Source organism: Micromonospora sp. NPDC047670 (assembly GCF_043204915.1).
Taxonomy (GTDB): domain Bacteria; phylum Actinomycetota; class Actinomycetes; order Mycobacteriales; family Micromonosporaceae; genus Micromonospora.
This window is the reverse complement of record NZ_JBIDDA010000002.1, coordinates 197,487-219,933: the sequence shown is the minus strand read 5'-3', so window position 1 is coordinate 219,933 and position 22,447 is coordinate 197,487. Positions and strand designations below refer to the sequence as shown.

General features: G+C 74.8%; 19 protein-coding genes. 14 read left to right on the top strand and 5 right to left on the bottom strand.

Features of this window, described 5'->3' with window-relative positions:
• Positions 1-51: 51 nt before the first annotated feature.
• The 3 genes from ACGF7U_RS05625 (at position 52) to ACGF7U_RS05615 (ending at position 4,075) form a co-directional block, all read left to right on the top strand.
• Positions 52-1,950, top strand: a complete 1,899-nt coding sequence (locus ACGF7U_RS05625; RefSeq protein ID WP_393103299.1) for a bifunctional adenosylcobinamide kinase/adenosylcobinamide-phosphate guanylyltransferase — start codon at positions 52-54, stop codon at positions 1,948-1,950.
• Positions 1,940-2,713, top strand: a complete 774-nt coding sequence (cobS, locus tag ACGF7U_RS05620; protein WP_393103297.1) for an adenosylcobinamide-GDP ribazoletransferase — start codon at positions 1,940-1,942, stop codon at positions 2,711-2,713. Before ACGF7U_RS05625 ends, cobS begins: the two co-directional genes overlap by 11 nt.
• Before the next feature lie 66 nt (positions 2,714-2,779).
• Positions 2,780-4,075, top strand: a complete 1,296-nt coding sequence (locus ACGF7U_RS05615) for a DUF2314 domain-containing protein (protein ID WP_393103295.1) — start codon at positions 2,780-2,782, stop codon at positions 4,073-4,075.
• A 13-nt stretch (positions 4,076-4,088) separates the two neighbouring features.
• Here the strand turns inward: ACGF7U_RS05615 and gcvT are convergent, their stop codons facing one another.
• The gene (gene gcvT / locus ACGF7U_RS05610; RefSeq protein WP_393103293.1) at positions 4,089-5,231 is read right to left on the bottom strand and encodes a glycine cleavage system aminomethyltransferase GcvT; all 1,143 of its coding nucleotides are present in this window, start codon (positions 5,229-5,231) and stop codon (positions 4,089-4,091) included.
• A gap of 161 nt (positions 5,232-5,392) precedes the next feature.
• On the opposite strand from gcvT, the gene ACGF7U_RS05605 reads away from it, so the two are divergent.
• Positions 5,393-6,964 (top strand): leucyl aminopeptidase, encoded by a 1,572-nt coding sequence (locus ACGF7U_RS05605; protein ID WP_393103291.1) that lies wholly within the window; start codon positions 5,393-5,395, stop codon positions 6,962-6,964.
• Positions 6,965-7,082: 118 nt separating this feature from the next.
• On the opposite strand, the gene ACGF7U_RS05600 is transcribed toward ACGF7U_RS05605, so the two are convergent.
• The gene (locus tag ACGF7U_RS05600; protein WP_393103289.1) at positions 7,083-7,412 is read right to left on the bottom strand and encodes a hypothetical protein; all 330 of its coding nucleotides are present in this window, start codon (positions 7,410-7,412) and stop codon (positions 7,083-7,085) included.
• Between the two features lie 177 nt (positions 7,413-7,589).
• Between ACGF7U_RS05600 and lpdA the strand changes: the two genes are divergently transcribed.
• The 5 genes from lpdA (at position 7,590) to ACGF7U_RS05575 (ending at position 14,010) form a co-directional block, all read left to right on the top strand.
• Positions 7,590-8,981 (top strand): dihydrolipoyl dehydrogenase, encoded by a 1,392-nt coding sequence (gene lpdA / locus ACGF7U_RS05595; protein ID WP_393103287.1) that lies wholly within the window; start codon positions 7,590-7,592, stop codon positions 8,979-8,981.
• A gap of 66 nt (positions 8,982-9,047) precedes the next feature.
• Positions 9,048-10,874: a 2-oxoglutarate dehydrogenase, E2 component, dihydrolipoamide succinyltransferase gene (gene sucB, locus ACGF7U_RS05590; protein WP_393103285.1), complete on the top strand. Its 1,827-nt coding sequence runs from the start codon at positions 9,048-9,050 to the stop codon at positions 10,872-10,874.
• Positions 10,875-11,072: 198 nt separating this feature from the next.
• On the top strand, positions 11,073-12,404 hold the full coding sequence (locus ACGF7U_RS05585) for a low temperature requirement protein A (protein WP_393103283.1): 1,332 nt from the start codon (positions 11,073-11,075) through the stop codon (positions 12,402-12,404).
• Positions 12,405-12,536: 132 nt separating this feature from the next.
• Complete coding sequence (locus ACGF7U_RS05580; protein ID WP_393103281.1) at positions 12,537-13,019, top strand: hemerythrin domain-containing protein; 483 nt, start codon at positions 12,537-12,539, stop codon at positions 13,017-13,019.
• A 67-nt stretch (positions 13,020-13,086) separates the two neighbouring features.
• The gene (locus ACGF7U_RS05575; RefSeq protein ID WP_393103279.1) at positions 13,087-14,010 is read left to right on the top strand and encodes an LLM class flavin-dependent oxidoreductase; all 924 of its coding nucleotides are present in this window, start codon (positions 13,087-13,089) and stop codon (positions 14,008-14,010) included.
• Between the two features lie 61 nt (positions 14,011-14,071).
• Here the strand turns inward: ACGF7U_RS05575 and ACGF7U_RS05570 are convergent, their stop codons facing one another.
• Positions 14,072-14,473, bottom strand: a complete 402-nt coding sequence (locus ACGF7U_RS05570) for a MerR family transcriptional regulator (protein WP_393103277.1) — start codon at positions 14,471-14,473, stop codon at positions 14,072-14,074.
• Between the two features lie 50 nt (positions 14,474-14,523).
• On the opposite strand from ACGF7U_RS05570, the gene ACGF7U_RS05565 reads away from it, so the two are divergent.
• Positions 14,524-15,531, top strand: a complete 1,008-nt coding sequence (locus ACGF7U_RS05565) for an aldo/keto reductase (protein WP_393103275.1) — start codon at positions 14,524-14,526, stop codon at positions 15,529-15,531.
• A 46-nt stretch (positions 15,532-15,577) separates the two neighbouring features.
• The gene (locus tag ACGF7U_RS05560; protein ID WP_393103273.1) at positions 15,578-16,477 is read left to right on the top strand and encodes a TIGR01777 family oxidoreductase; all 900 of its coding nucleotides are present in this window, start codon (positions 15,578-15,580) and stop codon (positions 16,475-16,477) included.
• 51 nt (positions 16,478-16,528) lie between these two features.
• Here the strand turns inward: ACGF7U_RS05560 and ACGF7U_RS05555 are convergent, their stop codons facing one another.
• Positions 16,529-17,737, bottom strand: a complete 1,209-nt coding sequence (locus ACGF7U_RS05555; RefSeq protein ID WP_393103271.1) for an alpha/beta hydrolase family esterase — start codon at positions 17,735-17,737, stop codon at positions 16,529-16,531.
• A gap of 163 nt (positions 17,738-17,900) precedes the next feature.
• On the opposite strand from ACGF7U_RS05555, the gene ACGF7U_RS05550 reads away from it, so the two are divergent.
• The 3 genes from ACGF7U_RS05550 to ACGF7U_RS05540 all read left to right on the top strand — a co-directional run bounded on the left by ACGF7U_RS05550 (position 17,901) and on the right by ACGF7U_RS05540 (position 20,833).
• On the top strand, positions 17,901-19,721 hold the full coding sequence (locus ACGF7U_RS05550) for a DUF2079 domain-containing protein (RefSeq protein ID WP_393103269.1): 1,821 nt from the start codon (positions 17,901-17,903) through the stop codon (positions 19,719-19,721).
• A 68-nt stretch (positions 19,722-19,789) separates the two neighbouring features.
• Entirely contained in the window at positions 19,790-20,431 is a 642-nt protein-coding gene (gene lipB, locus ACGF7U_RS05545) for a lipoyl(octanoyl) transferase LipB (RefSeq protein ID WP_393103267.1), read from the top strand.
• Between the two features lie 9 nt (positions 20,432-20,440).
• On the top strand, positions 20,441-20,833 hold the full coding sequence (locus ACGF7U_RS05540) for a VOC family protein (RefSeq protein WP_393103265.1): 393 nt from the start codon (positions 20,441-20,443) through the stop codon (positions 20,831-20,833).
• Positions 20,834-21,014: 181 nt separating this feature from the next.
• Here the strand turns inward: ACGF7U_RS05540 and aspS are convergent, their stop codons facing one another.
• On the bottom strand, positions 21,015-22,301 hold the full coding sequence (gene aspS / locus ACGF7U_RS05535; protein WP_393103263.1) for an aspartate--tRNA(Asn) ligase: 1,287 nt from the start codon (positions 22,299-22,301) through the stop codon (positions 21,015-21,017).
• Positions 22,302-22,447 lie beyond the last annotated feature (146 nt).

Sequence of the window (22,447 nt, the reverse complement as noted above, 5' to 3'; positions counted from 1 at the left end):
TCTCCGTACCTCCGGGGGCCGCGCCCCGGGCGCTGGCTCTAAAGTACGGGCATGTCCGTTGACGGGTGGAACACGGTCCTGGTGCTCGGCGGCATCCGGTCCGGGAAGTCGGAGTTCGCCGAGTCCCTGGTCGCCGACGCGCCGACGGTCCGCTACGTGGCCACCGCCGCCGACGCGCCCGCCGACGACGCGGAATGGGCGGCCCGGCTGGCGGCGCACCGCGCCCGTCGACCGGAGACCTGGACCACCGAGGAGACCGCGGCCGACCCGCGCCGCCTGGCGGACGTGATCGCCTCCGCCGGCCCGAACGAGACGCTGCTCGTCGACGACCTCGGCGGCTGGGTGACGGTGCTGCTGGACCCCGCCCACCAGCCGGCCGACGACACCGCCACCATCGCCGAGCTGGCGGCGGCGGTGCGCGCCTGCACGGCCCGGCTGGTGCTGGTCAGCCCCGAGGTCGGGCTGTCCCTGGTGCCGACCACCCCGCTGGGCAGGGCGTTCACCGACGCGCTCGGCGCGGCCAACCGGGCGGTCGCCGACGCCTGCGACGCGGTGGTGCTGGTGGTCGCCGGCCAGGCGGCCTGGCTGAAGCCGGGCGCGGCGCAGCCGGGCGTCGTGCCGGCCCAGGCCGGCCCGGCACCGGTCACCTCGACGGCTCGACCGGCCACCGGCCCGACGGGTGCGGCGGCCGCCGCCACGACCGGTGGGCCGGCGGTCGTGCCGGAGCCCGCTCCGGGCGTACCCGCCGGCGTGCCGGCCGAGCCCGCCGGCACCGCGTGGGCCGCGCCGACCATGGCGCTGCCGATGGTCGCCACCGGCCTCGTCATCCAGCCCGGGATGGAACTGCCCATGCCCGACGAGTACGCCGGCCCACAGGCGATCGAGCGGCTCGCCACGCTGGACGTGCCCGGGGCGGGGCTGGGGGCGCTGGAACGGGTGGTCGGCTTCGCCGCCGCCACCCAGGGCACCGCCACGCCCGCCCCGTGGGGCTCCGTACGCGTGTTGCTGCTGCACGGCGACCACCTCGGCGGCGCCGCCGCCGGCACCGTCGACGGGGAGTCGGCACGCCGGGCCCGGCAGGCCCGCGCCGGCAAGGGGGTGCTGGCCCGGCTGGCCGCCGAGAACGGCGCCGACGTGCAGGTCGTGGAGACCCCCGCGTCCGCGCCGATGGAGGACGAGCCGACCCTGACCGGCCAGCAGGTCGAGGAGGCCCTGCGGCACGGCTGGCGGCTCGCCGAGGAGGCCGCCGACGCGGGCGTACACCTGCTGGTGCTGGGGGCGTGCGGCGCCGGCACCGAGGCCGCCGCGGCGGCGGTGCTGGCGGCGACGGCCGGCGCCGAGACCCCCGCGGTGCTGGGGCGCGTGGTCACCGGCTCGGGCGAGATCGACGACGCGGCCTGGATGCGGCGGTGCGCCGCCGTGCGGGACGCGCTGCACCGGACCCGGCGCTCGCCGCGCGGCGCCAAGGACGTGCTGGCCGAGCTGGGCGGCGGGGACGTCGCCGTGGCCACCGGTGTCCTGCTGGGCGCGACCGCCCGCCGGCTGCCGGTCATGCTGGACGGGCCGGTCGGCGTGGCCGCCGCCATGGTCAGCCGCGACCTGGCCGGGCAGGCCCGGCACTGGTGCCTGCTGGCCGACCACCGCGGTGATCCCGCCGTCCGGCTGGCCGCCGACGTGCTCGGCCTGACCCCGCTGCTCGACGTGCGGCTCGACCTGGGCGAGGGCGCGAACGCGCTGGCCGCGCTGCCGCTGCTGCGGTCGGTGCTGGCGCTGGCCGCCGCGCTGCCGACCCGTCCGGCGCCCGGCGACGACGAGGAGGGCGACGAGCCGGAGCCGGGCGACGACACCGACGAGCCCGACTTCCGCGAGCCGGAGCCGGCCGGCCCCGGGCCGACCAGCACCGAACCGGCGGCGGAGCCCGTGGACCCGTCCGGCCGGCGTGCCGGCTGAGTCGCGGTTCTCCGACGGGGCGCGCCTGGCGCTGACCACCTTCACCACCCTGCCGGTGCGCGCCGGGCGCATCGACCGGGCGGTGGCGGGGACGGCGATGGCGCTCGCCCCGGCGGTCGGCGCGCTGCTCGGCGTCGTCCTCGCCGCGATCCTGCTGCTTCCCGGCGCGCTCGCGCCCCCGCTCGTCGCGGCGGCCGTGACCGTCGGCGCCGGGGCGCTGCTCACCCGCGGGCTGCATCTCGACGGGCTGGCCGACACCGTGGACGCGCTGGGGTCGTACCGGCGGGGGGCGGCCGCGCTGGAGATCATGAAGAAGCCGGACGTGGGCCCCTTCGGGGTGGCCGCGCTGGTGGTCGTACTGCTGGTGCAGACGGCGGCCCTCGCGGAGCTGGCCGGGCGGTCGTGGCCGGCGGCGCTCGCGGCGGTGGTGGCCGCGACCGCCGCGGGCCGGCTCGGGGTGGCGGTGGCCTGCCGGCGCGGGGTGCCGGCGGCCCGCCCGGAGGGACTCGGCGCGCTGGTCGCCGGCACCGTCGGCCCGGTCGCGCTGGTCGCCGGGACGGTCGCCGTGGCGCTGGCGGCGGTCGCCGCCGTGCCGGGCCGCCCGTGGCAGGGGCCGCTCGCCGTCGCCGCCGCCCTCGCCGTCGCGGTGGGGCTGCTGCGGCACGTGGTACGCCGGCTCGGCGGCGTCACCGGCGACGTGCTCGGCGCGACCGTGGAGGTGGTCACCACGCTGGTCTACCTGGGACTGGTGCTGTCCGGCTGAACGGGGCACGCCGCGGCGGGTAGCGTTCTCCCACGACAGCACCGGCGCGGCCAACCGGGGGACGACATGCTCATCACGGACGACTTCCTGCCCGTACCGGTCCCGGAGTCGCTGAGCGCGACCTACCTGGTGCCCATGACGGGGCTGCCGAAGGTGAGCGCGAAGACGGCCGTGCAGCGGCTCAGCGGCCGGCTCGCCGAGCCGGTGCACGGGCTGGCCCGGCAGATGCTGGACAGCCCCCTGATGACGGTGGACACCCGGCCGATCGGCGAGTTCCCCGCGCTGCCGCCGGACCTGCTCACCGCCTTCGGCGCCACCGAGGCGCAGCTCGCCCGGCTGGCCGCCGCGAGCCACCTGGTGGTGGTGCAGGCGGAGTACCGGCCCGGCTGGCCGCCGGCGCACGAGTGGGCGGCGCGGGCGGTGGCCGCGGCTGTCGCCGAGTCCGTCGACGGCGACGTGGTGGACGTCTTCGGGTTGCAGTTCCTCGACCCGGCGACGGCGCTGCGTTCGCTGCCGGACGAGCAGGGGCGCATCCGGCTGGTCGACTGGGTGCTGGTGCCCTACTCCTCCGACGCCGAGGGGCTCTGGTTCACCACGAAGGGGCTGCGCCGCTTCGGGCTGCTGGAGTTGCAGACCCAGGGCGTGCCGGACCACCTGACCCGGGCCTGGGGGGCGGTGATGACCGGTGCGGCCCGACGGCTGCTGCGGGACTGGACCGACGGGCTCGCCGGTGAGGAGGTGCCCGCGTTCGTGCAGCTACCGGTGTTGGCCACGGTGACCGGGCACGACATCGCGGTGGCGTACGGCAATCCGGAACAGCACGGGGCGACCGCGCCGGTGCTGCTGCGCCTGGAACTGGACCCGGCCACCGACCCGGACGCCGACTCGTTCCTCAGCCTGCGCCCGCCGGCGGGGCACCCGGGGCCGGACGGCCGCTACTACGCCGCGGCCTGCGCCACCCTCTTCGCCGGGATCCAGCCGGATGTGCGCTACGCCCGCCCGGGCGACGCGATGAGCAAGGCGATCGCCACCGCGCGCGCCGGGCTGGGCGACATCCGGGCCCGCTTCCTGGCCGGTCAGCTCCCGCCCGAGACGCAGCTCGTCGTCAAGTACGGACTGCCCGGCGACGACGGCCCCGAGTTCGTCTGGGCGGGGGTGACGTCGTGGGACGCGCCGGAGCGGATCGTCGGCGCGAGCGCCAGCGACGCCGACACCGACCCCGCCGTGCGCATCGGCTCCCCGGTCGTGGTGGAGGCCGCGGACGTGGTCGACTGGGCGGTGCTCGACGGCACCGGCGTCATCGAGGGCGGCTGGACGCAGGCCGTCCTGGACGCCGGCGAACGCCCCCCGCCGCCCGTCTGAACCCGCCCCGGCGTCACTTCACCGAGGGGGTCACGAACGGCGGGCGGGTGACGCGCATCTGGGCGCGGCGGCCGCGGATGTCGACCTCGACCAGGTCGCCGTCGGCGAGGCCGGCGGCGGTGTCGAGGAGGGCGAGGGCGATGCCCTGCTTCCGCGTCGGGGAGAACGTCCCGCTGGTGACGGCGCCGACCGGCGTGTCGCCGACGTGCACGGTCATGCCGGGGCGCGGGATCGCCCGGTCGACGGCCTCCAGGCCGCGCAGCGTACGCCTCGGGCCGGCGGCCTTCTCGGCGAGCAGCGCGTCGCGGCCCCAGAAGGCCGCCTTGTCCCAGCCGACCGCCCAGCCGGAGCGGGCCTGCACGGGGGTGATCTCCAGCGACAGGTCCTGCCCGTGCAGCGGGTAGCCCATCTCGGTGCGCAGCGTGTCCCGGGCGGCCAGTCCGCAGGCACGCAGCTCGAACGGCTCGCCGGCGGCGAACAGCGCGTCCCAGACCGCGACCGCGTGCTCCGCCGGCGTCACCAGCTCGAAGCCCAGCTCCCCGGTGTAGCCGGTGCGGCAGACGGTCAGCTCGACCGGGCCGGCGGCCGTGTCGAGGGTCGCGGTGGAGAAGCTCATGTAGCCGTGCTCGGTCGGCAGGCCCAGCGCGCCGAGCAGCTCGGCCGAACGCGGCCCCTGCACGGCGAGGACGGCGTACGCCTCGTGCTCGTCGGTGACCGTGACGGACGCCGGCGCGGCGGCGCGGAGCCGGCGCACCACCTCGGCGGTGTTCGCCGCGTTCGGGATGAGGAAGACGTGGTCGTCGGCGTGCAGGTAGGCGATGATGTCGTCCACCACGCCGCCGGTGGCCTCGTCGCAGCAGAGGGTGTACTGCGCCCGGCCCGGCCCGATGCGGCGCAGGTCGTTGCTCAGGCAGGCGTTGACGAACTCCGCCGCGCCCGGCCCGGTCACCCGTGCCTTGCCGAGGTGGGAGACGTCGAAGACGCCGACGCCGCTCCGCACCGCGGTGTGTTCCTTGAGCACGCCGCCGCCGGCGTACTCCAGCGGCATCTCCCAGCCGCCGAACGGGGCGAACTTGGCGCCCGCAGCGGTGTGCCGCTCGTGCAGGGGGGAACGGCGCAGCCGGGTCGCGGCGGCGTCGGGAGTCGCGTCGGTCATGGGTGGGAACTTACCGGGGCCTGGAGGGCTGGTTAGCATCGGCGGGACCCGCCGGAGCCGTCGGCGGGACAGCCCCGACCTCCGACGGGTACGTTCCGCCGGAGACCTTCATCGCCGGTACGCGACGACGCGGCCGGCCCGGCCCGCCCGGAGTAGCTTCAGTGACATCGCCCAGCACCACCCTGAGCCTGGTCGACACCGACCCCGCCGAGCTCGCCGTCGACGCGATCGTGATCGGCGTGCACAGCCAGACCGGAGAGCAGGACGCCACCAGCGGCCTCGCCGGAACCCTGCTCCTGGCCAGCGGCGCGGAGAGCATCGCCGCCGCCTTCGACGGCAAGCTGACCGAGACGCTGGCCCTGCTGGGCGCGACCGGCGGCCCCGGCGAGGTGATCAAGCTGGCCACGCTGGGCACGGTGACCGCCCCGGTGGTCGCCGCGGTCGGGCTGGGTCCGGAGCCGACCGGCGCCGCCCCGGCCCCGGAGACCCTGCGCCGGGCCGCCGGCGCGGCCGTCCGCGCGCTCGCCGGCGCGCCCCGGGTGGCGCTGGCCCTGCCGCTGCCGGACGACGCCGACGCGCCGGCCGCGCTGCGCGCCGTGGCGGAGGGCGCCCTGCTCGGCGGGTACCGGTTCGCCGGCTACAAGACCCGGCCGCAGCCGGCCCGGCGGGAGCCGGTGGCCGAGGTGCTGGTCGCCGTTCCGGACGCCGGCGACGCCGGCGCCCGGGCCGAGATCGCCCGGGCCGAGGCGGTCGGCGGCGCGGTCCGGCGCAGCCGGGACTGGGTGAACACCGCGCCGAACGAGCTGCGCCCGCCGTCCTTCGCCGAGTCGGTGGCGGACGCCGCCCGGGAGGCCGGCCTGGAGGTCGAGGTGCTCGACGAGGCGGCGCTGGTGGCCGGCGGCTACGGCGGCATCATCGCCGTCGGGCAGGGCTCGGAGGCCCCGCCGCGCCTGGTGAAGCTGAGCTACACCCCGGCCGGCGGCGGCAACGGCAAGCGGGTCGCGCTGGTCGGCAAGGGCATCACCTTCGACACCGGCGGCATCTCGATCAAGCCGGCGCAGGGCATGTGGGAGATGAAGTCCGACATGGCGGGCGCCGCCGCCGTGGGCGCGGCCATGCTGGCGATCGCGGCGCTCAAGCCGTCGGTGGCGGTGACCGCGTACCTGCCCATGGCGGAGAACATGCCGTCCGGGCGGTCGTACCGGCCGGGTGACGTGATCAGCATGTACAACGGCAAGAAGGTCGAGGTGCTCAACACCGACGCCGAGGGCCGGATGATCCTGGCCGACGCCATGGCGCGGGCCTGCGAGGACGGCTGCGACTACCTCTTCGAGACCTCCACCCTCACCGGCGGGCAGGTCGTCGCGCTGGGCAAGCGGGTCGCCGGCGTGATGGGCAGCCCCGAGCTGTGCGAGCGGGTCCGGGCCGCCGGCGACGCCGTCGGCGAGCCGGCCTGGCCGATGCCGATGCCGGACGACGTGCGCAAGGGCATGGACTCCGAGGTGGCCGACATCTCGCAGGTCAACGCCGGCATGGACCGGGCCGGTCACATGCTCCAGGGCGGGGTGTTCCTGCGGGAGTTCGTCACCGACGACGTGGCGTGGGCGCACATCGACATCGCCGGGCCGGGCTACCACTCGGGCGAGCCGACCGGCTACTGGACCAAGGGCGGCACCGGCGTCCCGGTCCGCACGCTGGTCCAGCTCGTCGAGGACGTCGCCGCCAACGGCTGACCCGACCACGGACGAGGCCCCCTGCCGTCCCGGCAGGGGGCCTCGCCGCGTCCACCCGCGCCCCCACGCCCAAGATCCGCGCGGCGCGCCCCGGGGTGCGGCGGCGCCGGGCGGGCGGTCAGAAGAGCTCGGGGCGGCGCTTGCGGCGTTCGTTGTAGTCCCGCATCCGCTGCGGGTAGCCCATCAGGCGGACGTCGTAGACGGGAATGCCCATCCGGTACGCGAAGCGGCGGGCGCCGTCCGGGCCGTCGATGCGGCGGCGCGTCCACTCCCCGTCGTCGGCGATCAGCATGACGGTGGTCTCGGTCACGGTCGTGCGGGGCTCGATGTAGGCCTCGACGCCGCGCCGGCTCCGGACGAAGTTCTCCAGGTGCTCCAGATCGGCGCGGTCGGCGGCGCGGTCGAGGCTCACCGCGCGCGTCTTCTTGCGTCGTCGGAACAGTCCCACCGACCCTCTCCCCCAAGCTTCGTCATCGAAGGCAGTGCCAAGCGTACGTGTCCCGGACGTGTCGTTGGGCACCTCACTACGCGCCCTGTGCCCGGTGGTGACAAGATGACCGAGGTGGGGTGTGTCCCGTGACCCCGCCGTGACCCCCGATGCAGCGACGCGACCTGGGAGTTGAGCGTGAGCGAGCCGAACGACGCAACCTTCGACATCGTCATCCTCGGAGGTGGCAGCGGCGGTTACGCGACCGCCCTGCGCGCCGTCCAGCTGGGCCTGACGGTCGCGCTGGTCGAGAAGGGCAAGCTCGGCGGGACCTGCCTGCACAACGGCTGCATCCCGACCAAGGCGCTGCTGCACGCGGCCGAGATCGCCGACCAGACCCGCGAGTCGGAGCAGTTCGGCGTGAAGGCCGAGCTGGTCGGCATCGACATGGCGGCGGTCAACTCGTACAAGGACGGCGTGATCGCCCGGCTCTACAAGGGCCTGCAGGGCATGCTCAAGGGCAACAAGGCGATCACCATCGTCGAGGGCCACGGCAAGCTGGTCGGCAGCAACGTCGTCGAGGTCGACGGCAAGCGCTACACCGGCCGCAACGTCGTGCTGGCCTCCGGCTCGTACGCGAAGAGCCTGCCCGGCCTGGAGATCGACGGCGAGCGGGTCATCACGAGCGACCACGCGCTCACCCTCGACCGGGTCCCGTCCTCGGCCATCGTGCTCGGCGGCGGCGTGATCGGCGTCGAGTTCGCCAGCGTGTGGAAGTCCTTCGGGGTCGACGTCACGATCATCGAGGCGCTCCCCCGGCTGGTCGCCGCCGAGGACGAGGAGTCGTCGAAGGCGCTGGAGCGGGCCTTCCGCAAGCGGAAGATCAACTTCAAGGTCGGCAAGCCGTTCGAGAAGGTCGAGAAGACCGACAGCGGCGTCAAGGTGACCATCGCCGGCGGCGAGACCGTCGAGGCGGAGCTGCTGCTGGTCGCCGTCGGCCGCGGCCCCAACACCGCCGGCCTCGGCTACGAGGAGCAGGGCGTCAAGATGGACCGCGGTTACGTGCTGACCGACGAGCGGCTGCGCACCAGCGTGCCCAACGTCTACGCGGTCGGCGACATCGTGCCCGGCCTCCAGCTCGCCCACCGCGGCTTCCAGCAGGGCATCTTCGTCGCCGAGGAGATCGCCGGCCAGAACCCGGCCGTGATCGACGAGGCCGGCATCCCCCGGGTCACCTACTCCGACCCGGAGCTGGCGTCGGTCGGCCTGACCGAGGCGAAGGCCAAGGAGCAGTACGGCGCCGACAAGGTGAAGACCTACAACTACAACCTGGGCGGCAACGGCAAGAGCCAGATCCTCAAGACGGCCGGCTTCGTCAAGCTCGTCCGGGTGGAGGACGGCCCCGTCGTCGGCGTGCACATGGTCGGCGCCCGGGTCGGCGAGATGGTCGGCGAGGCGCAGCTCATCTACAACTGGGAGGCGTACCCGGCCGAGGTGGCGCAGCTCGTGCACGCCCACCCGACGCAGAACGAGGCCCTGGGCGAGGCGCATCTGGCCCTCGCCGGCAAGCCGCTGCACGCACACGCCTGACCACGACAACCGCGGCGTCCGGCGACGGGCGATGATCCCACCAGGGGAATGAAGGAGTCTTAGAAGATGCCGGTATCGGTCACCATGCCCCGGCTCGGCGAGAGCGTCACCGAGGGCACCGTCACGCGCTGGCTCAAGCAGGAGGGCGACACCGTCGAGGTCGACGAGCCCCTGCTCGAGGTGTCGACCGACAAGGTCGACACCGAGATCCCGTCCCCGGCGGCGGGCGTGCTGAGCCGGATCGTGGTCGGCGAGGACGAGACCGCCGAGGTCGGCAGCGAGCTGGCCGTGATCGCCGGTGAGGGCGAGTCGACCGGTGGCGGCGAGGCCGCCCCGCAGCAGGAGGAGCCGGCCGAGGAGGCCGCCGAGGCCGCCGCGGAGCCGCAGGCCGAGGCGGAGCAGCCGGCCGTCGAGGAGCCGCAGGCGCAGGCCGCCCCGGCGCCGTCGGGCGAGGGGACCCCGGTCAAGATGCCGGCCCTCGGCGAGAGCGTCACCGAGGGCACGGTCACCCGCTGGCTCAAGCAGGTCGGCGAGACCGTCGAGGTCGACGAGCCGCTGCTGGAGGTCTCGACCGACAAGGTCGACACCGAGATCCCGTCGCCGGTCGCCGGCACCGTCCTGGAGATCAAGGTCGCCGAGGACGAGACCGCCGCCGTCGGCGCGGACCTGGCCGTGATCGGTGCCGCCGGCGCCGCCCCCGCCGAGGCCAAGCCGGAGCCGAAGCCGGAGCCCAGGGCCGAGGCCAAGCCGGAACCGAAGCCCGAGCCGAAGGCCGAGGCCAAGCCGGAGCCCAAGGTCGAGGAGCCGACCCCGGGCATGTCGTACAACGAGCCGTCGGCCGAGGCCGAGGTGTCGGCGCAGCCGGCGCAGGCCGAGCAGAGGGCCGTGCCGTCGGCCCCCGCGCCGCAGCGCCCGTCGGCGCCCGCCCAGGGCGGTGGCGACGAGGCGGCCGGCTACGTGACCCCGCTGGTGCGCAAGCTCGCCAGCGAGCACGGTGTCGACCTCGCCTCGGTCAAGGGCACCGGCGTCGGTGGCCGGATCCGCAAGCAGGACGTGCTGGACGCGGCGGAGAAGGCCAAGGCGGCCAAGGCCGCGCCGGCTCCCGCGCAGCAGCCCGCCGCGGCCGCGGCCCCGGCGGCGAAGCCGGCCGCCAAGCCGCAGCCGAGCGCGAAGCGCGGCACCACCGAGAAGCTGCCCCGCATCCGCGCCACCATCGCCAAGCGGATGCAGCAGTCGCTGCACGAGATGGCGCAGCTGACCACCGTGGTCGAGGTGGACGTCACCAAGATCGCCAAGCTGCGGGCCCGCGCCAAGGACGCGTTCCAGCAGCGGCACGGCGTGAAGCTGTCCTTCCTGCCGTTCTTCGCCCTCGCGGCCGTCGAGGCGTTGCAGACCTACCCGATCGTCAACGCCAGCATGGACCTGGAGGCGGGCACGATCACCTACCCCGACGCCGAGCACCTCGGCATCGCGGTGGACACCGAGCGCGGCCTGATGGTCCCGGTCATCCACGGCGCGGGCGACCTGAACCTGGGTGGCATCGCCAAGCGGATCGCCGACCTGGCCGAGCGCACCCGCACCAACAAGATCAGCCCGGACGAGATCGCGGGCGCGACCTTCACGCTGACCAACACCGGCAGCCGGGGCGCGCTCTTCGACACCCCGATCGTGCCGTCGCCGCAGTCGGCGATGCTCGGCACGGGTGCCGTGGTCAAGCGCCCGGTCGTGGTCAACGACCCCGAGCTGGGTGAGGTCGTCGCCGTCCGGTCGATGGTCTACCTGGCCCTGTCGTACGACCACCGGCTGATCGACGGCGCGGACGCCGCCCGCTTCCTGGTCGCGGTCAAGGAGCGGCTGGAGGCCGGCAACTTCGAGGCCGAGCTGGGCCTGTAGTTCCCGCGCGACGCGAGAGGGCGCCCCGGTCACCGACCGGGGCGCCCTCGTCGTCGACCTGGCCCGCGCCCCGGCCGGGTGCCTGCGGCTCCTGCCCGCCCCGGTCAGAACAGGGCCGGCGTCGGCCGCCCCGCCGACCGGTTCCGCCGTGGCCCCGATTCCGGCCCGGTGTGGCCGGAACGCTGCCAGAGTGGGTGGGTGGGCGGCTTCCGATGGAGCGAGCGGTTGGGTCCCGCCGTCTCGGTCGCCCCCGGCGCCCGGGTGGACCGGTTCGAGGTCTTCTTCGACCTGGTCTTCGTCTTCTCGTTCTTCATCATCACCAGGGCCACCGCCGCCAACGTCACCAGCCGGCAGCTGCTGCACGCCATGCTCGTGCTCGCCGTGCTCTGGTGGGTGTGGGTGTTGCACTGCGTGGTGGCCACCCGCGTCCGGCTCGGCGAGGGATTCGTCCCGGTGCTGATGGTGGTCGGCATGGCCGCGCTGTTCTGCTTCGCGCTGTCCCTGCCGCAGGCGTTCGGCGACTTGGCGGACGTCGCGGCGGGGCCGATGGTGGTCGCGCTGAGCTACGTGACGATCCGCGCCGTGCACCTGCTGCTGTACTGGCACGTCGCCCGGGAGAAACCCGGCGAGCGCCGGTTGCTGCTGAGGTACTCCCCGGAGCTGGTGGGCAGCACCCTGCTGCTCACGGCCGCCGCGCTGATCCCGCCGCAGATCGACGACCCGGGCCGGGCCGCGATCGTGCGCGACGGGCTCTGGGTCAGCGTCATCGTCCTCCAGTACGGCATGGGCCTGGTCGCCGGAGCCTGGGGCTGGACGGTGGCCTCCGCCGAGCACTGGACCGAGCGCTACGACCTCATTCTGATCATCGCGTTGGGCGAGTCGGTCATCTCGGTCGGCGTCGGCAGCAACCTGCTCGGCCAGCCGCCGACCTGGCCGGCGGTCACCGCGGCGGTGCTCGGCATCTTCTTCACGGCCGCCCTCTGGTGGACGCACTACGACGTGATCGGGCCGGCCGCCCGGATCGCCCTGCACGCGGCGCAGGGGCGCCCGCGGGTGGCGATGGCCCGGGACGCGTACGCCTACGTCTACCTGCCGATGATCGCCGGGATCATCCTGTTCGCCCTCGGCGCGGAGCTGATCGTGCACGAGGTCGCCGACCCGGCGGTGCCGATCGCCCGGGCGGTGGACGGCCCGGGCGTACCGCTGCTCTTCGGCGGGGTGATCGTCTTCCTGTGCGCGAACATGCTGTTCCAGCTGCGCACCCTGCACACCCTCTCGTGGACCCGGCTCGGCACGGTGCTGCTGCTCGCCGCCGCGGTCCCGGTGGGCCAGCGGCTGCCGGGGCTGGCCGCGCTCGCCCTGCTCACCGCCATCTGCGTCGGGCTGGTGGCGGTCGAGGTGGTGGTCATGGCGGACGCCCGGCGCGCCCTGCGCGAGGCGGTCTTCGAGGAGCGGACCAGTCACGAGGCGCGCGAGGCCGCCTGGCGTGGCCGCTGGCGCGAGACCAACCTCGACGAGCCGTCGACGTGACGCCCCTCCATCTGTCGTCGGTCGCCCCCGACGCCGCGCCGAAACGCTCTCGGTAGACTGGCCGGCAGCGTCGCGGTGTACCCGGCAAGAGACCGCCGAGGGCATGGAGGCGCGGGACAGCATGGGACACACGTGCATCCATACACGCCGGACGAGCGCCTGCGGGCCTTCGGCAACCAACTGATCGAGATCCACCTCTGGCTCCGCGAGGAGCTCACCCGCATCCGTGACAGCCTGGGCGAGCCCGGCGTACGGCCCCGCGACCTGCGGGCCCACTGCCTGGCCTTCTGTGCCGCGCTGACCCGGCACCACACCGGCGAGGACACCGGGGCGTTCCGGGCGTTGGCCGACCGGGTCCCCGAGCTGGCACCGGTGCTGCGCGAGCTGGCGGCCGACCACCACATCGTGGCCGGGATCCTGCACCGGGTCGAGGAGTTGGCCGACGCCGCCGCGCCGCCGGCCGAGTTGCGGGCCGAGCTGGACACCCTCGCCGCGCTGCTCGAAACGCACTTCGTCTACGAGGAGAAGAAGCTGGTCGACGCGCTCAACGCGCTGACCGTCGGCACCACCGAAGAGCTCCTCGGGGTTCCGGGCCCGCCACCGGCGGCCGGGTAGGTCTGCCGTTAGCAGAATTGCCGGCGTCGCGCTGGTCGGGCGGCCCCGCGCCCGGCAGGGTGGGCGCATGGCGATCTTCTCCCTCCAGGCGACCCCGTCCGACGGCCCGAGCTGGCTGGACCTGGCCCGGCGCGCCGAGGCGGCCGGTTTCGACGCCCTCTTCACCGCCGACCACCCGGGCAGGACGACGTCGCCATTCGTCGCCCTGGCCGCCGCGGCGGTGGTGACGTCGAGGATCGGCCTGGGCTCGTACGTCGCCAACGCCGGCATCCGCGAGCCGATGCTGCTCGCCTCGGACGTGGCCACCCTCGACCTCCTCTCCGGCGGCCGGGCGCGGCTCGGCCTCGGCGCCGGCCACACCCCCGCCGAGTGGCAGGCGGTCGGGCGGGAGCGCCCGGACGTCGCCGGTCGGGTGCGTCGCTGCCTCGCCGTCGCCGAGGCCGTCCGCGCCCTGCTCGACGGCGAGGAGGTCACGGTCGACAGCCCCGACCTGGCCGTGCGGGCCGCCCGGCTGGACACGCCGCGCCCGGTGCAGCGGCGCATCCCGTTGACGCTCGGCACGGCGAACTCCGCGATGCTGCGCTGGGCCGGCGCGCACGCCGACGTGGTCGGGCTGGCCGGCCTGGGGCGCACCCTGCCCGACGGCTACATGCACGACGTGCGCTGGCGCGAGGCGGACATCGAGGCGCAGCTGGCCTGCGTCGCGGCCGGGGCGGCCGGGCGCGCCGAGCCGCCGGTGCTGGAGGCGCTCGTGCAGCTGGTCGCCGTCACCGACGACGCCGAGGCGGCCGTCGCCCGGTTCGCCGAGCAGACCGGCCTGACCGCCGCCGAGCTGCTGGCCACGCCGTTCGTGCTGGCCGGCACCGAGGACGAGATCGTCGCGGCGGTCGCCGCGCACCGTCGTCGCTGGGGCGTCACCCGGTTCGTCGTCCGCGCCGACGCCCTGGACCCGCTCACGCCGGTGCTGGCCCGCCTGGCCACCGACGGCTGAGCCGGCTGCGACGTGGACCCCGGCCGCGAGCCGGCCACTCGGGAGGAGCCCGGTTCCGCGGTCAGCCCGAGGCCCGGCCGTCGACCGGTCCGGCCGCGCGCGACCGGGGCAGCCGATCGTAGAAGCGGATCTTCTCGCGGAGGTGGTCGTACTGGCGTTGGAGCAGGCGCATCTGCTCCTCGACCCGCTCCGCGTGCTGCTCCAGCAGCGCCTTCCGCTCGCCGGTGGTGTGCTCGCCCTCGCGGGCCAGCTCGGCGTAGCGGCGCATCTCGGCGATCGGCATGCCGGTGTCGCGCAGGCAGCGGAACAGCACCAGCCAGCTGAGGTCGTCGTCGGTGAAGACCCGCCGTCCACCCGACGTGCGGCCGACCCCGTTGAGCAGGCCGATCTTCTCGTAGTAGCGCAGGGTGTCGAGGCTGAAGCCGCTGCGACGAGCGGCCTCGGAGGGCGCGTACCCGGTCATCCGGGCAGCGTACTTGACCTGGAGCGCACTCCAGGTCGAACGCTGTGGGCATGACGATGACACGGACACTGGGTCGCAGCGGTATCGAGGTCAGCGCGCTCGGCATGGGTTGCTGGGCGATCGGCGGCCCGCTGTGGGGCGAGGACGGCCAGCCGTTCGGCTGGGGCGAGGTCGACGACGACGAGTCGGTCCGCACCATCCACGCCGCGCTCGACCTCGGCGTGACCCTCTTCGACACGGCCAGCAACTACGGCGCCGGGCACAGCGAGCGGGTCCTCGGCAGGGCCCTCGCCGGCCGCCGCGACCGGGCGGTGATCGCCACCAAGTTCGGCAACCGCTCCGACGAGTCGACCCGGCGGTGGACCGGCACCGATCCCAGCCCCGGCCACGCGGTGGCGAGCCTGGACGAGTCGCTGCGCCGGCTCGGCACCGACCACGTCGACCTCTACCAACTGCACATCAACGACCTGCCGGCGCCCGCCGCGCTCGACCTGGTCGGCACGCTGGAGGACCTGGTCACCCAGGGCAAGATCCGGGCGTACGGGTGGAGCACCGACAACCCGGCGTCGGCGCGGGCGTTCGCGGCGGCCGGGCCGCACTGCGCCGCGATCCAGCACGACCAGTCGGTGCTGCTGGACAACGCCGAGATGCTGGCGCTCTGCGACGCGGCCGACCTGGCCGCCCTCAATCGGGGGCCGCTGGCGATGGGCCTGCTCACCGGTTCGACGCGCGTGGTCGGCCGGGACGACGTGCGCGGAATGGCCCCGGAGTGGCTGGTCTGGTTCACCGACGGCCGGCCGACGCCGGAGTGGGCGGCCCGCGTCGAGGGGATCCGGGCCGCGCTCACCGCCGACGGCCGCACCCTCGCCCAGGGCGCGCTCGGCTGGCTGCTGGCCCGCAGCCCCCGCACGCTGCCGATTCCCGGCTGCCGGACGGTGGCCCAGGCCGAGGAGAACTTCGCCACCCTCGCCCTCGGCCCGCTCCCCCAGGACGCCTTCGCGGAGGTCGAACGCCTCCTGGCCGACCTGCGCCCGACGCCGGCAGCGGCGAACGGGTAACCGCCCGAACGCATCCGGCCCGGGATCCGTATCCGAAGATATGGGCATGCGGATCCTCCTGGCCGGCGCGTCCGGCTTCCTCGGCACCCGGCTGGTCGACCGACTCGCGGCGGACGGGCACCAGGTCACCCGACTGGTCCGCCGGCCGCCGCGCACCCCCGACGAGCGGCAGTGGAACCCGTCCGCCGCCCAGCTCGACCCGGCGGCGGTGGCGGAGGCGGACGCGGTGGTCAACCTGGCCGGCGCGGGCGTCGGCGACCGGCGGTGGAACGACCGGTACCGGCAGCTGATCCGGTCCAGCCGGGTCGACACCACCACCACGCTGGCGATCACCATCGCCGGGCTGCCCGCCGGCGACCGGCCGCGGGTGCTGCTCAACTCCTCGGCCGTCGGCTGGTACGGCGACACCGGCGACCGGACGGTCGAGGAGGACGCCCCGGCCGGCGACGGTTTCCTGGCCGACGTCTGCCGGGTCTGGGAGGCCGCGACCCGGCCGGCCGAGGACGCGGGCGTCCGCGTGGTGCGGCTGCGTACGGGGCTGCCGCTGCACCGCGACGGCGGGCTGCTCAAGCCGCAGCTGCTGCCGTTCCGGCTGGGGGTCGCCGGCCGGCTCGGCAGCGGCCGGCAGTGGCTGCCGTGGATCGCGCTCGTCGACTGGCTGGACGCCGCGCTGTTCCTGCTGGCCCGCGACGACGTCGTCGGGCCGGTCAACGGGGTGGGGCCGGCCCCGGTGACCAACGCCGAGTTCACCCGCGAGCTGGCCCGGCAGCTACGCCGGCCGGCGATCGTCCCGATCCCGGCGCTGGCGTTGAAGGTGGCGCTCGGCGGCTTCGCCCACGAGGCGCTGACGAGCACCCGGGTGCTTCCCGGCGTGCTCAGCGGGGCCGGCTTCACCTTCCGCCACCCCGACCTGGCCGGGGCGTTGCGCGCCGCGCTGACGCGATGACGTGAGGGCCCTTCCCGTCGGGTCGGGAGGGGCCCTCGCCGTGGGGCGGGGTCAGCAGCCGACGACCCAGTAGTTCGGTCCGGTCTGCCTCAGGGTGCTGGTGTAGAAGGTGTTGTAGAGGCCCATCCGCTGGTTCGAGCCGTTGGCGTGGGCGTAGCCGCCGGACTGGTAGGCGCGCCCGGCGCCGACGTGCGCGTAGTTGCTGGCGGTCACGCAGGTCGGCGCGGTGGTCGGGCTCGCCGTGGGGGAGGCCGTGGGGCTCGCGGTCGCCGTCGGGGTGGTCCCGCCGTTCAGGCCGAAGAAGACCGCGTCGTGGTACGCGGAGCAGATGGTGTCCAGCATGTACGCCGCGGCCGTGCCGCACTGGTCGGCGGCCGAGCCGGGGTCGACCGGGGTGCCGTGGCCCATGCCGGAGACCCGGTAGACGCGCACGTCGTTGTCGCCGTACACCTCGAGGCTGGTGTTGGCGGGCAGCGACGCGGTGCTGGTCGGGGTCTGCGAGACGCCCCGGACGTTGGTCCACTGGTCGCGCAGCTCGGTGGCGTTGGCCGGCACGACGGTGGAGTCCGAGGTGCCGTGCCAGATGGCGACCCGGGGGCGCGGGCCGGTGTGTCCGGGGTGGGCGGCGCGGACCAGGTCGCCCCACTCCTGCGGGCTCTTGTTCACCCCGCTGTACTGGCAGGTGCTGGTCGAGGCGGGCGGCGAGCAGCGGTACGGCAGGCCGGCGACGACCGAGCCGGCGGCGAAGACGTCCGGGTAGGTGGCGAGCATGACCGCGCTCATCCCTCCGCCGGCGGAGAGCCCGCTGACGAAGACCCGACCCGGGTCGGTGCCGTAGTTGGTCCTGGCGTAGTCGACCATCTGCTTGATCGACAGGGCCTCGCCGGAGCCGCGGGCGATGTCCTGCTCGACGAACCAGTTGAAGCAGCTCAGCTGCTGGTTGGCGCTGGACTGCTGCGGCACGATCAGGGCGAACCGCCACTGGTCGGCGTACTTGCGCCAGCCGGAGTTGGCGAAGTAGCCGGAGGCGTTCTGGGTGCAGCCGTGCAGCAGCACCACCGCCGGGGCTCCGGCCGGCAGGTTGTCCGGCCGGTACGCGTACATGGCGAGGTTGCCGGGATTGGAGCCGAAGCCGGTGACCTGGGTGAGGGTGGCGGCCTGGGCGGGGGCGGCGAGGGTCACCACCGCGGCGGCGACGGCGAGGACCAGCCCGGCGACCGCACCGGTCAGCCGGGTGAGCAGGGACGGGGAGCGACGCACGGGGGCCTCCTGGGGGACGGGCTGTGAACTGGGTCACCCGCGAATTGCCGCGACGTTACGTCGATGTGTCGATGATGTGACATGGGCCACGCTCACACATTCGCCGTCGGGAGGATGTGCGTCCTGACCGGCGTGTCCAGGTCCGGTTGGTAACGTCCGCTGCGTGCCGACCTCCCCGTCCGTGGCGCCCTCGCCGGCCTCGCCGCCCCGCGTCGTCCGCGACCGCCGGGCCGACCTGATCGTGGCGCTGGTCGCGCTGGCGCTCGCCTTCTGGGTGACCAGCGGGCTGTGGCGGGACCCGAACACCCGCGCCGTCACGGTCAACTCCAGCGACCAGGCGCTCTTCGAGTGGCTGCTGGCCTTCGGCGGCCACGCGGTGACCCACGGCGACAACCCGCTCTTCACCTACCTGGTCAACGTCCCCGACGGGGTGAACCTCGCGGTCAACACCTCGATCACCGTGTACGCGGTGGCCTTCGCCCCCCTGACGTATCTGATCGGGCCGCCGGCCACCTTCCTGGTGATCCTCACCCTCAACCTGGCCGCCACCGCGCTCGCCTGGTACTGGCTGCTCTCGCGGCACCTGGTCCGCAGCCCGCTCGCCGCCGCGGTCGGCGGGCTGTTCATCGGCTTCTCCCCCGGCATGGTCTCGCACGCCAACGCCCACCTGAACTGGACCGCGGGCTGGCTGGTGCCGCTGCTGGTCTGGCGGACGTTCGCGCTGCGCCGCTCCCGACACCCGCTGCGCGACGGCGCGATCCTCGGCGCGCTCGTCGCCGTCGCCTTCTCCATCGCCGCCGAGGGGCTCTTCTTCACCGCGCTGGCGCTCGGCGTCTTCGTCGCCGTCTGGGCGCTGCACCCGGCCCACCGGAGCGAGGCCCGGGCGGTGCTGCCGACCTTCCTGCGCGGGCTCGCGGTGACCGCCGTGGTCGCCGGGGCGCTGCTGGCGTATCCGCTCTGGCTGCACTTCGCCGGCCCGCAGCGCTTCCACGGCACCGGCTTCGACGCGGTCATCCACTCGGAGGACGTGGTCGCGTACGGGGCGTACCCCCGCCGCTCGCTGGCCGGCGAGGCGGGGCTGGGCACCCGGCTGGCGCCGAACCCGACCGAGGAGAACTCGTTCTTCGGCCTCCCCCTGCTGCTGCTCGCCGCCGCCTGCTTCGTGGCGCTGTGGCGCCGGGCCGACGCGGGCCGCCGGGCGACGCTGTGGGCGCTGGGCGTGACCGCCGTGGTCTTCACCGTGCTCTCGTTCGGCCCCGAGGCCAAGGTCGACGGGCGGCGCACCGACCTGCCGATGCCCTTCGACCTGCTCGGGCACCTGCCGGTGGTGAACGCCGCCCTGCCCGCCCGGCTGGCGCTGGTGGTGGCGCCGGTGATCGGCGTGCTGCTCGCGTACGCCGTCGACCAGCTCCGCGCCGATCCGCCCCGGCGCCGTTCGGCGGGGCGGGCCTGGTGGGCGGCGTTCGCGGTGGCGCTGCTGCCGCTGCTGCCCACCCCGCTGCTGACCGTCGAGCGCGAGCCCATCCCACGGTTCATCACCGCCGGCACCTGGCAGGACTACGTCTCCCCGGGCGGGGTGCTGACCCCGGTGCCGTTGACCCTCGACGTCTATCCCGACGGGCAGCGCTGGCAGGCGCACGCCCTGGCGCACCGGCAGGGCGAGTTCGCCATCCCGTCCGGCTTCTTCCTCGGCCCCGGCGGTCCCGACGGCCGGGGGCGGATCGGTCCGCCGCCGCGCCCGCTCGGCGCCCTCGTGGACCAGGCCGGGCGGACCGGGCTGATGCCGATCATCACCGAGGGCAGCATCCAGGAGGTCCGCGCCGACCTGCGGCACTGGCGGATCGAGACGATCGTGCTGGCCGACGAGGTACACGGGGCGAAGTGGCCGGTCGACGAGGAGGCGATCCGCCGCACCCTGACCGCGCTGCTCGGCCCGCCCGAGCGGGTCGACGACGTGTGGCTGTGGCGCGTCCCGCAGGACTGACGCCCCGGTCCACATGGTGAGCCGCGTCACCGCAGGTGACCGGCTGGTACGGGGCTAGGCTTGGCGGCGTGACCACGACGACCTCCGGCCTCACGGCCGTCCGCGCCGGCGTCCTCGACTACCAGGCCGCCTGGGACGAGCAGCGTCGACTGCACGAGTCGGTGGTGGCCGGGGAGCGCGGCGACACCGTGCTGCTCCTGGAGCACCCGAGCGTCTACACCGCCGGCAAGCGCACCGAGCCGTGGGACCGGCCGATGGACGGCACCCCGGTCGTCGACGTGGACCGGGGCGGCAAGATCACCTGGCACGGCCCGGGGCAGCTGGTGGGCTACCCGATCCTGCGGCTGCCCGACCCGGTGGACGTGGTCGCCTACGTCCGCCGCACCGAGCAGCTGCTGATCGACGTCTGCGCCGAGTTCGGGCTGGCCGCCGGCCGGGTCGAGGGGCGCAGCGGGGTCTGGGTACCGGAGGACGACCGGGGTCCGGCCCGCAAGGTCGCGGCCATCGGCATCCGGGTCGCCCGCGGGGTGACCCTGCACGGCTTCTCGATCAACTGCGACTGCGACCTGGGCTACTTCGACCGGATCGTGCCCTGCGGCATCCGCGACGCGGGCGTCACCTCGCTCACCGCCGAGCTGGGCCGCCCCGTCACCGTGGCCGACGTCCTGCCGGTGGTCGAGCGCCACCTGCCCACCCTCGTCGCGGCCTGACCGCCGGCCGTGCGGATCGACCTCGTCACCGTCGTCGTCGCCGAGTACGACCCGGCCATCGAGTTCTTCACCGAGGTGCTCGGCTTCGACCTGGTCGAGGACTCGCCGTCGCTGACCAACGACGGCCGCCCGAAGCGCTGGGTCGTCGTCCGGCCGCCCGGCGCGCAGACCGGGCTGCTGCTGGCCCGCGCCGACGGCGAGCGGCAGGCGCAGGCAGTCGGCGACCAGGTGGCCGGGCGGGTCGGCTTCTTCCTCCGGGTGGACGACTTCGACGCCGTGCACCGCCGGATGGTGGCGGCGGGCGTCGAGTTCGTGAAGCCCCCGCGCGCCGAGCCCTACGGCCGGGTCGCCGTCTTCCGCGACATCGCCGGCAACCTCTGGGACCTGCTCGGCCCGGCCTGAGTCGTCCCCGACATCAGTCGCACAGCGCGCACGCGGGCGGGCCGCCGGGAGAGCCCGGCGAAGACGACAAGGGCGGCGAGTCGCGGCCACCGCGCGGGTGCCGACCGCACGCTGTGGAGCTGACGTCGCAAGCGACTCAGCCCCACAGCATCCACTGGCACGTACCGACCGGCTCCCGGGGTTACGGGGTGAGCCGGTGCAGGTCGCGCGGGAAGGCGGTCACCTCCCGGACGTTGGCCGCGCCGGTCAGCCGGGCCACGAAGCGTTCCAGCCCGATGGCGAAACCGCCGTGCGGCGGCATGCCGTGCCGGAACGCGTCCACGTAGCCGGCGTACGGCTCGACGGGCTCGCCGCGGGCCGCGAGCGCCGCCAGGTAGTCGGCGTGCCGGTGCAGCCGCTGCCCGCCCGTCACGAGCTCCAGCCCCCGGAACAGCAGGTCGAACCCGTTCGAGTACGCGGGCCGCGCCGGGTCGGGGTGGGTGTAGAAGGGCCGCTTCGCCATCGGGTAGCCGGTGACGAAGAGGAACTCCGAGCCGTGCTCGCGCCGCGCCCACTCCCCCAGCGCCCGCTCGTGCGCCGGGGCGAGGTCCGGCTCGTCGGCCGGCGCGCCGGCGATCTTCAGCGCCTCCGTGAAGTGCACGGCGGGGATCTCCGCCGGCACCTCGGGGGCCTCGACGCCAAGCGTGGCAAGCGCCGCGCCGGCCCGCTCGCGCACCGCGTCGAGCATGCCGGCCAGGGTGTGCCGCAGCACCGCCATCACGTCCCGGTGGTCGGCGACGAAGCCGAGTTCGGCGTCGAGCGAGGTGTACTGCGCCAGGTGCCGCACCGTGTCGTGCGGCTCGGCCCGGAACACGGGCCCGACCTCGTAGACCCGCTCGAAGACGCCGACCATGAGCTGCTTGTAGAACTGCGGAGACTGGGCCAGGTACGCGGGCCGGCCGAACCAGTCCAGCGCGAAGACGTTCGCCCCGCTCTCGGTGGACGAGCCGACCACCTTGGGGGTGTGGATCTCCACGAAGTCGCGGGCGTCGAGCGCGGCCCGGAAGCCGGCCACCGCCGCCGCCGAGACGCGCAGCGCCGCCGAGCGGGTCGGGTGGCGCAGCGCCACGGGCGCGTGGTCGAGCTGGGTGGGCAGGCTCGCGGTGAGCGCCGGCCGGTAGAGGTCGAACGGCGGGGGCACGGCGGGCGGGCCGAGCGGTCGTACGGTCGGCTCCGCGACCTCGACCCCGGCGGGCGCGGTCGGGTTCGCGACCACCGTGCCGGTGACCTCGACGACGGTCTCCTCGGTCAGTTTCTCCAGGTCGGCGCGGCCGGCCGGGTCGGCGACCACCACCTGGGCGAGGCCGCCGGAGTCCCGGACGATCAGGAACGCCACCGACTTGAGCAGCCGGCGGCGGTGCACCCAGCCGGCGATCCGGACGGTCTCGCCGACATGGGCGGAGAGCTGGTGGGAAAGGATGCGTTGCACGGCGGTTACCTCCTCGATCAATCGCAACGCGATCCCCGGGAGGTGTGGGCGAGCGGGAAACCTCGCGGTGCCACCACACCTTCGCCCCCACGAGCGGGGGCCTCGTTCGTCGCCTTTTCACCGGGGCCAGCCGGGCGGGCTCTACT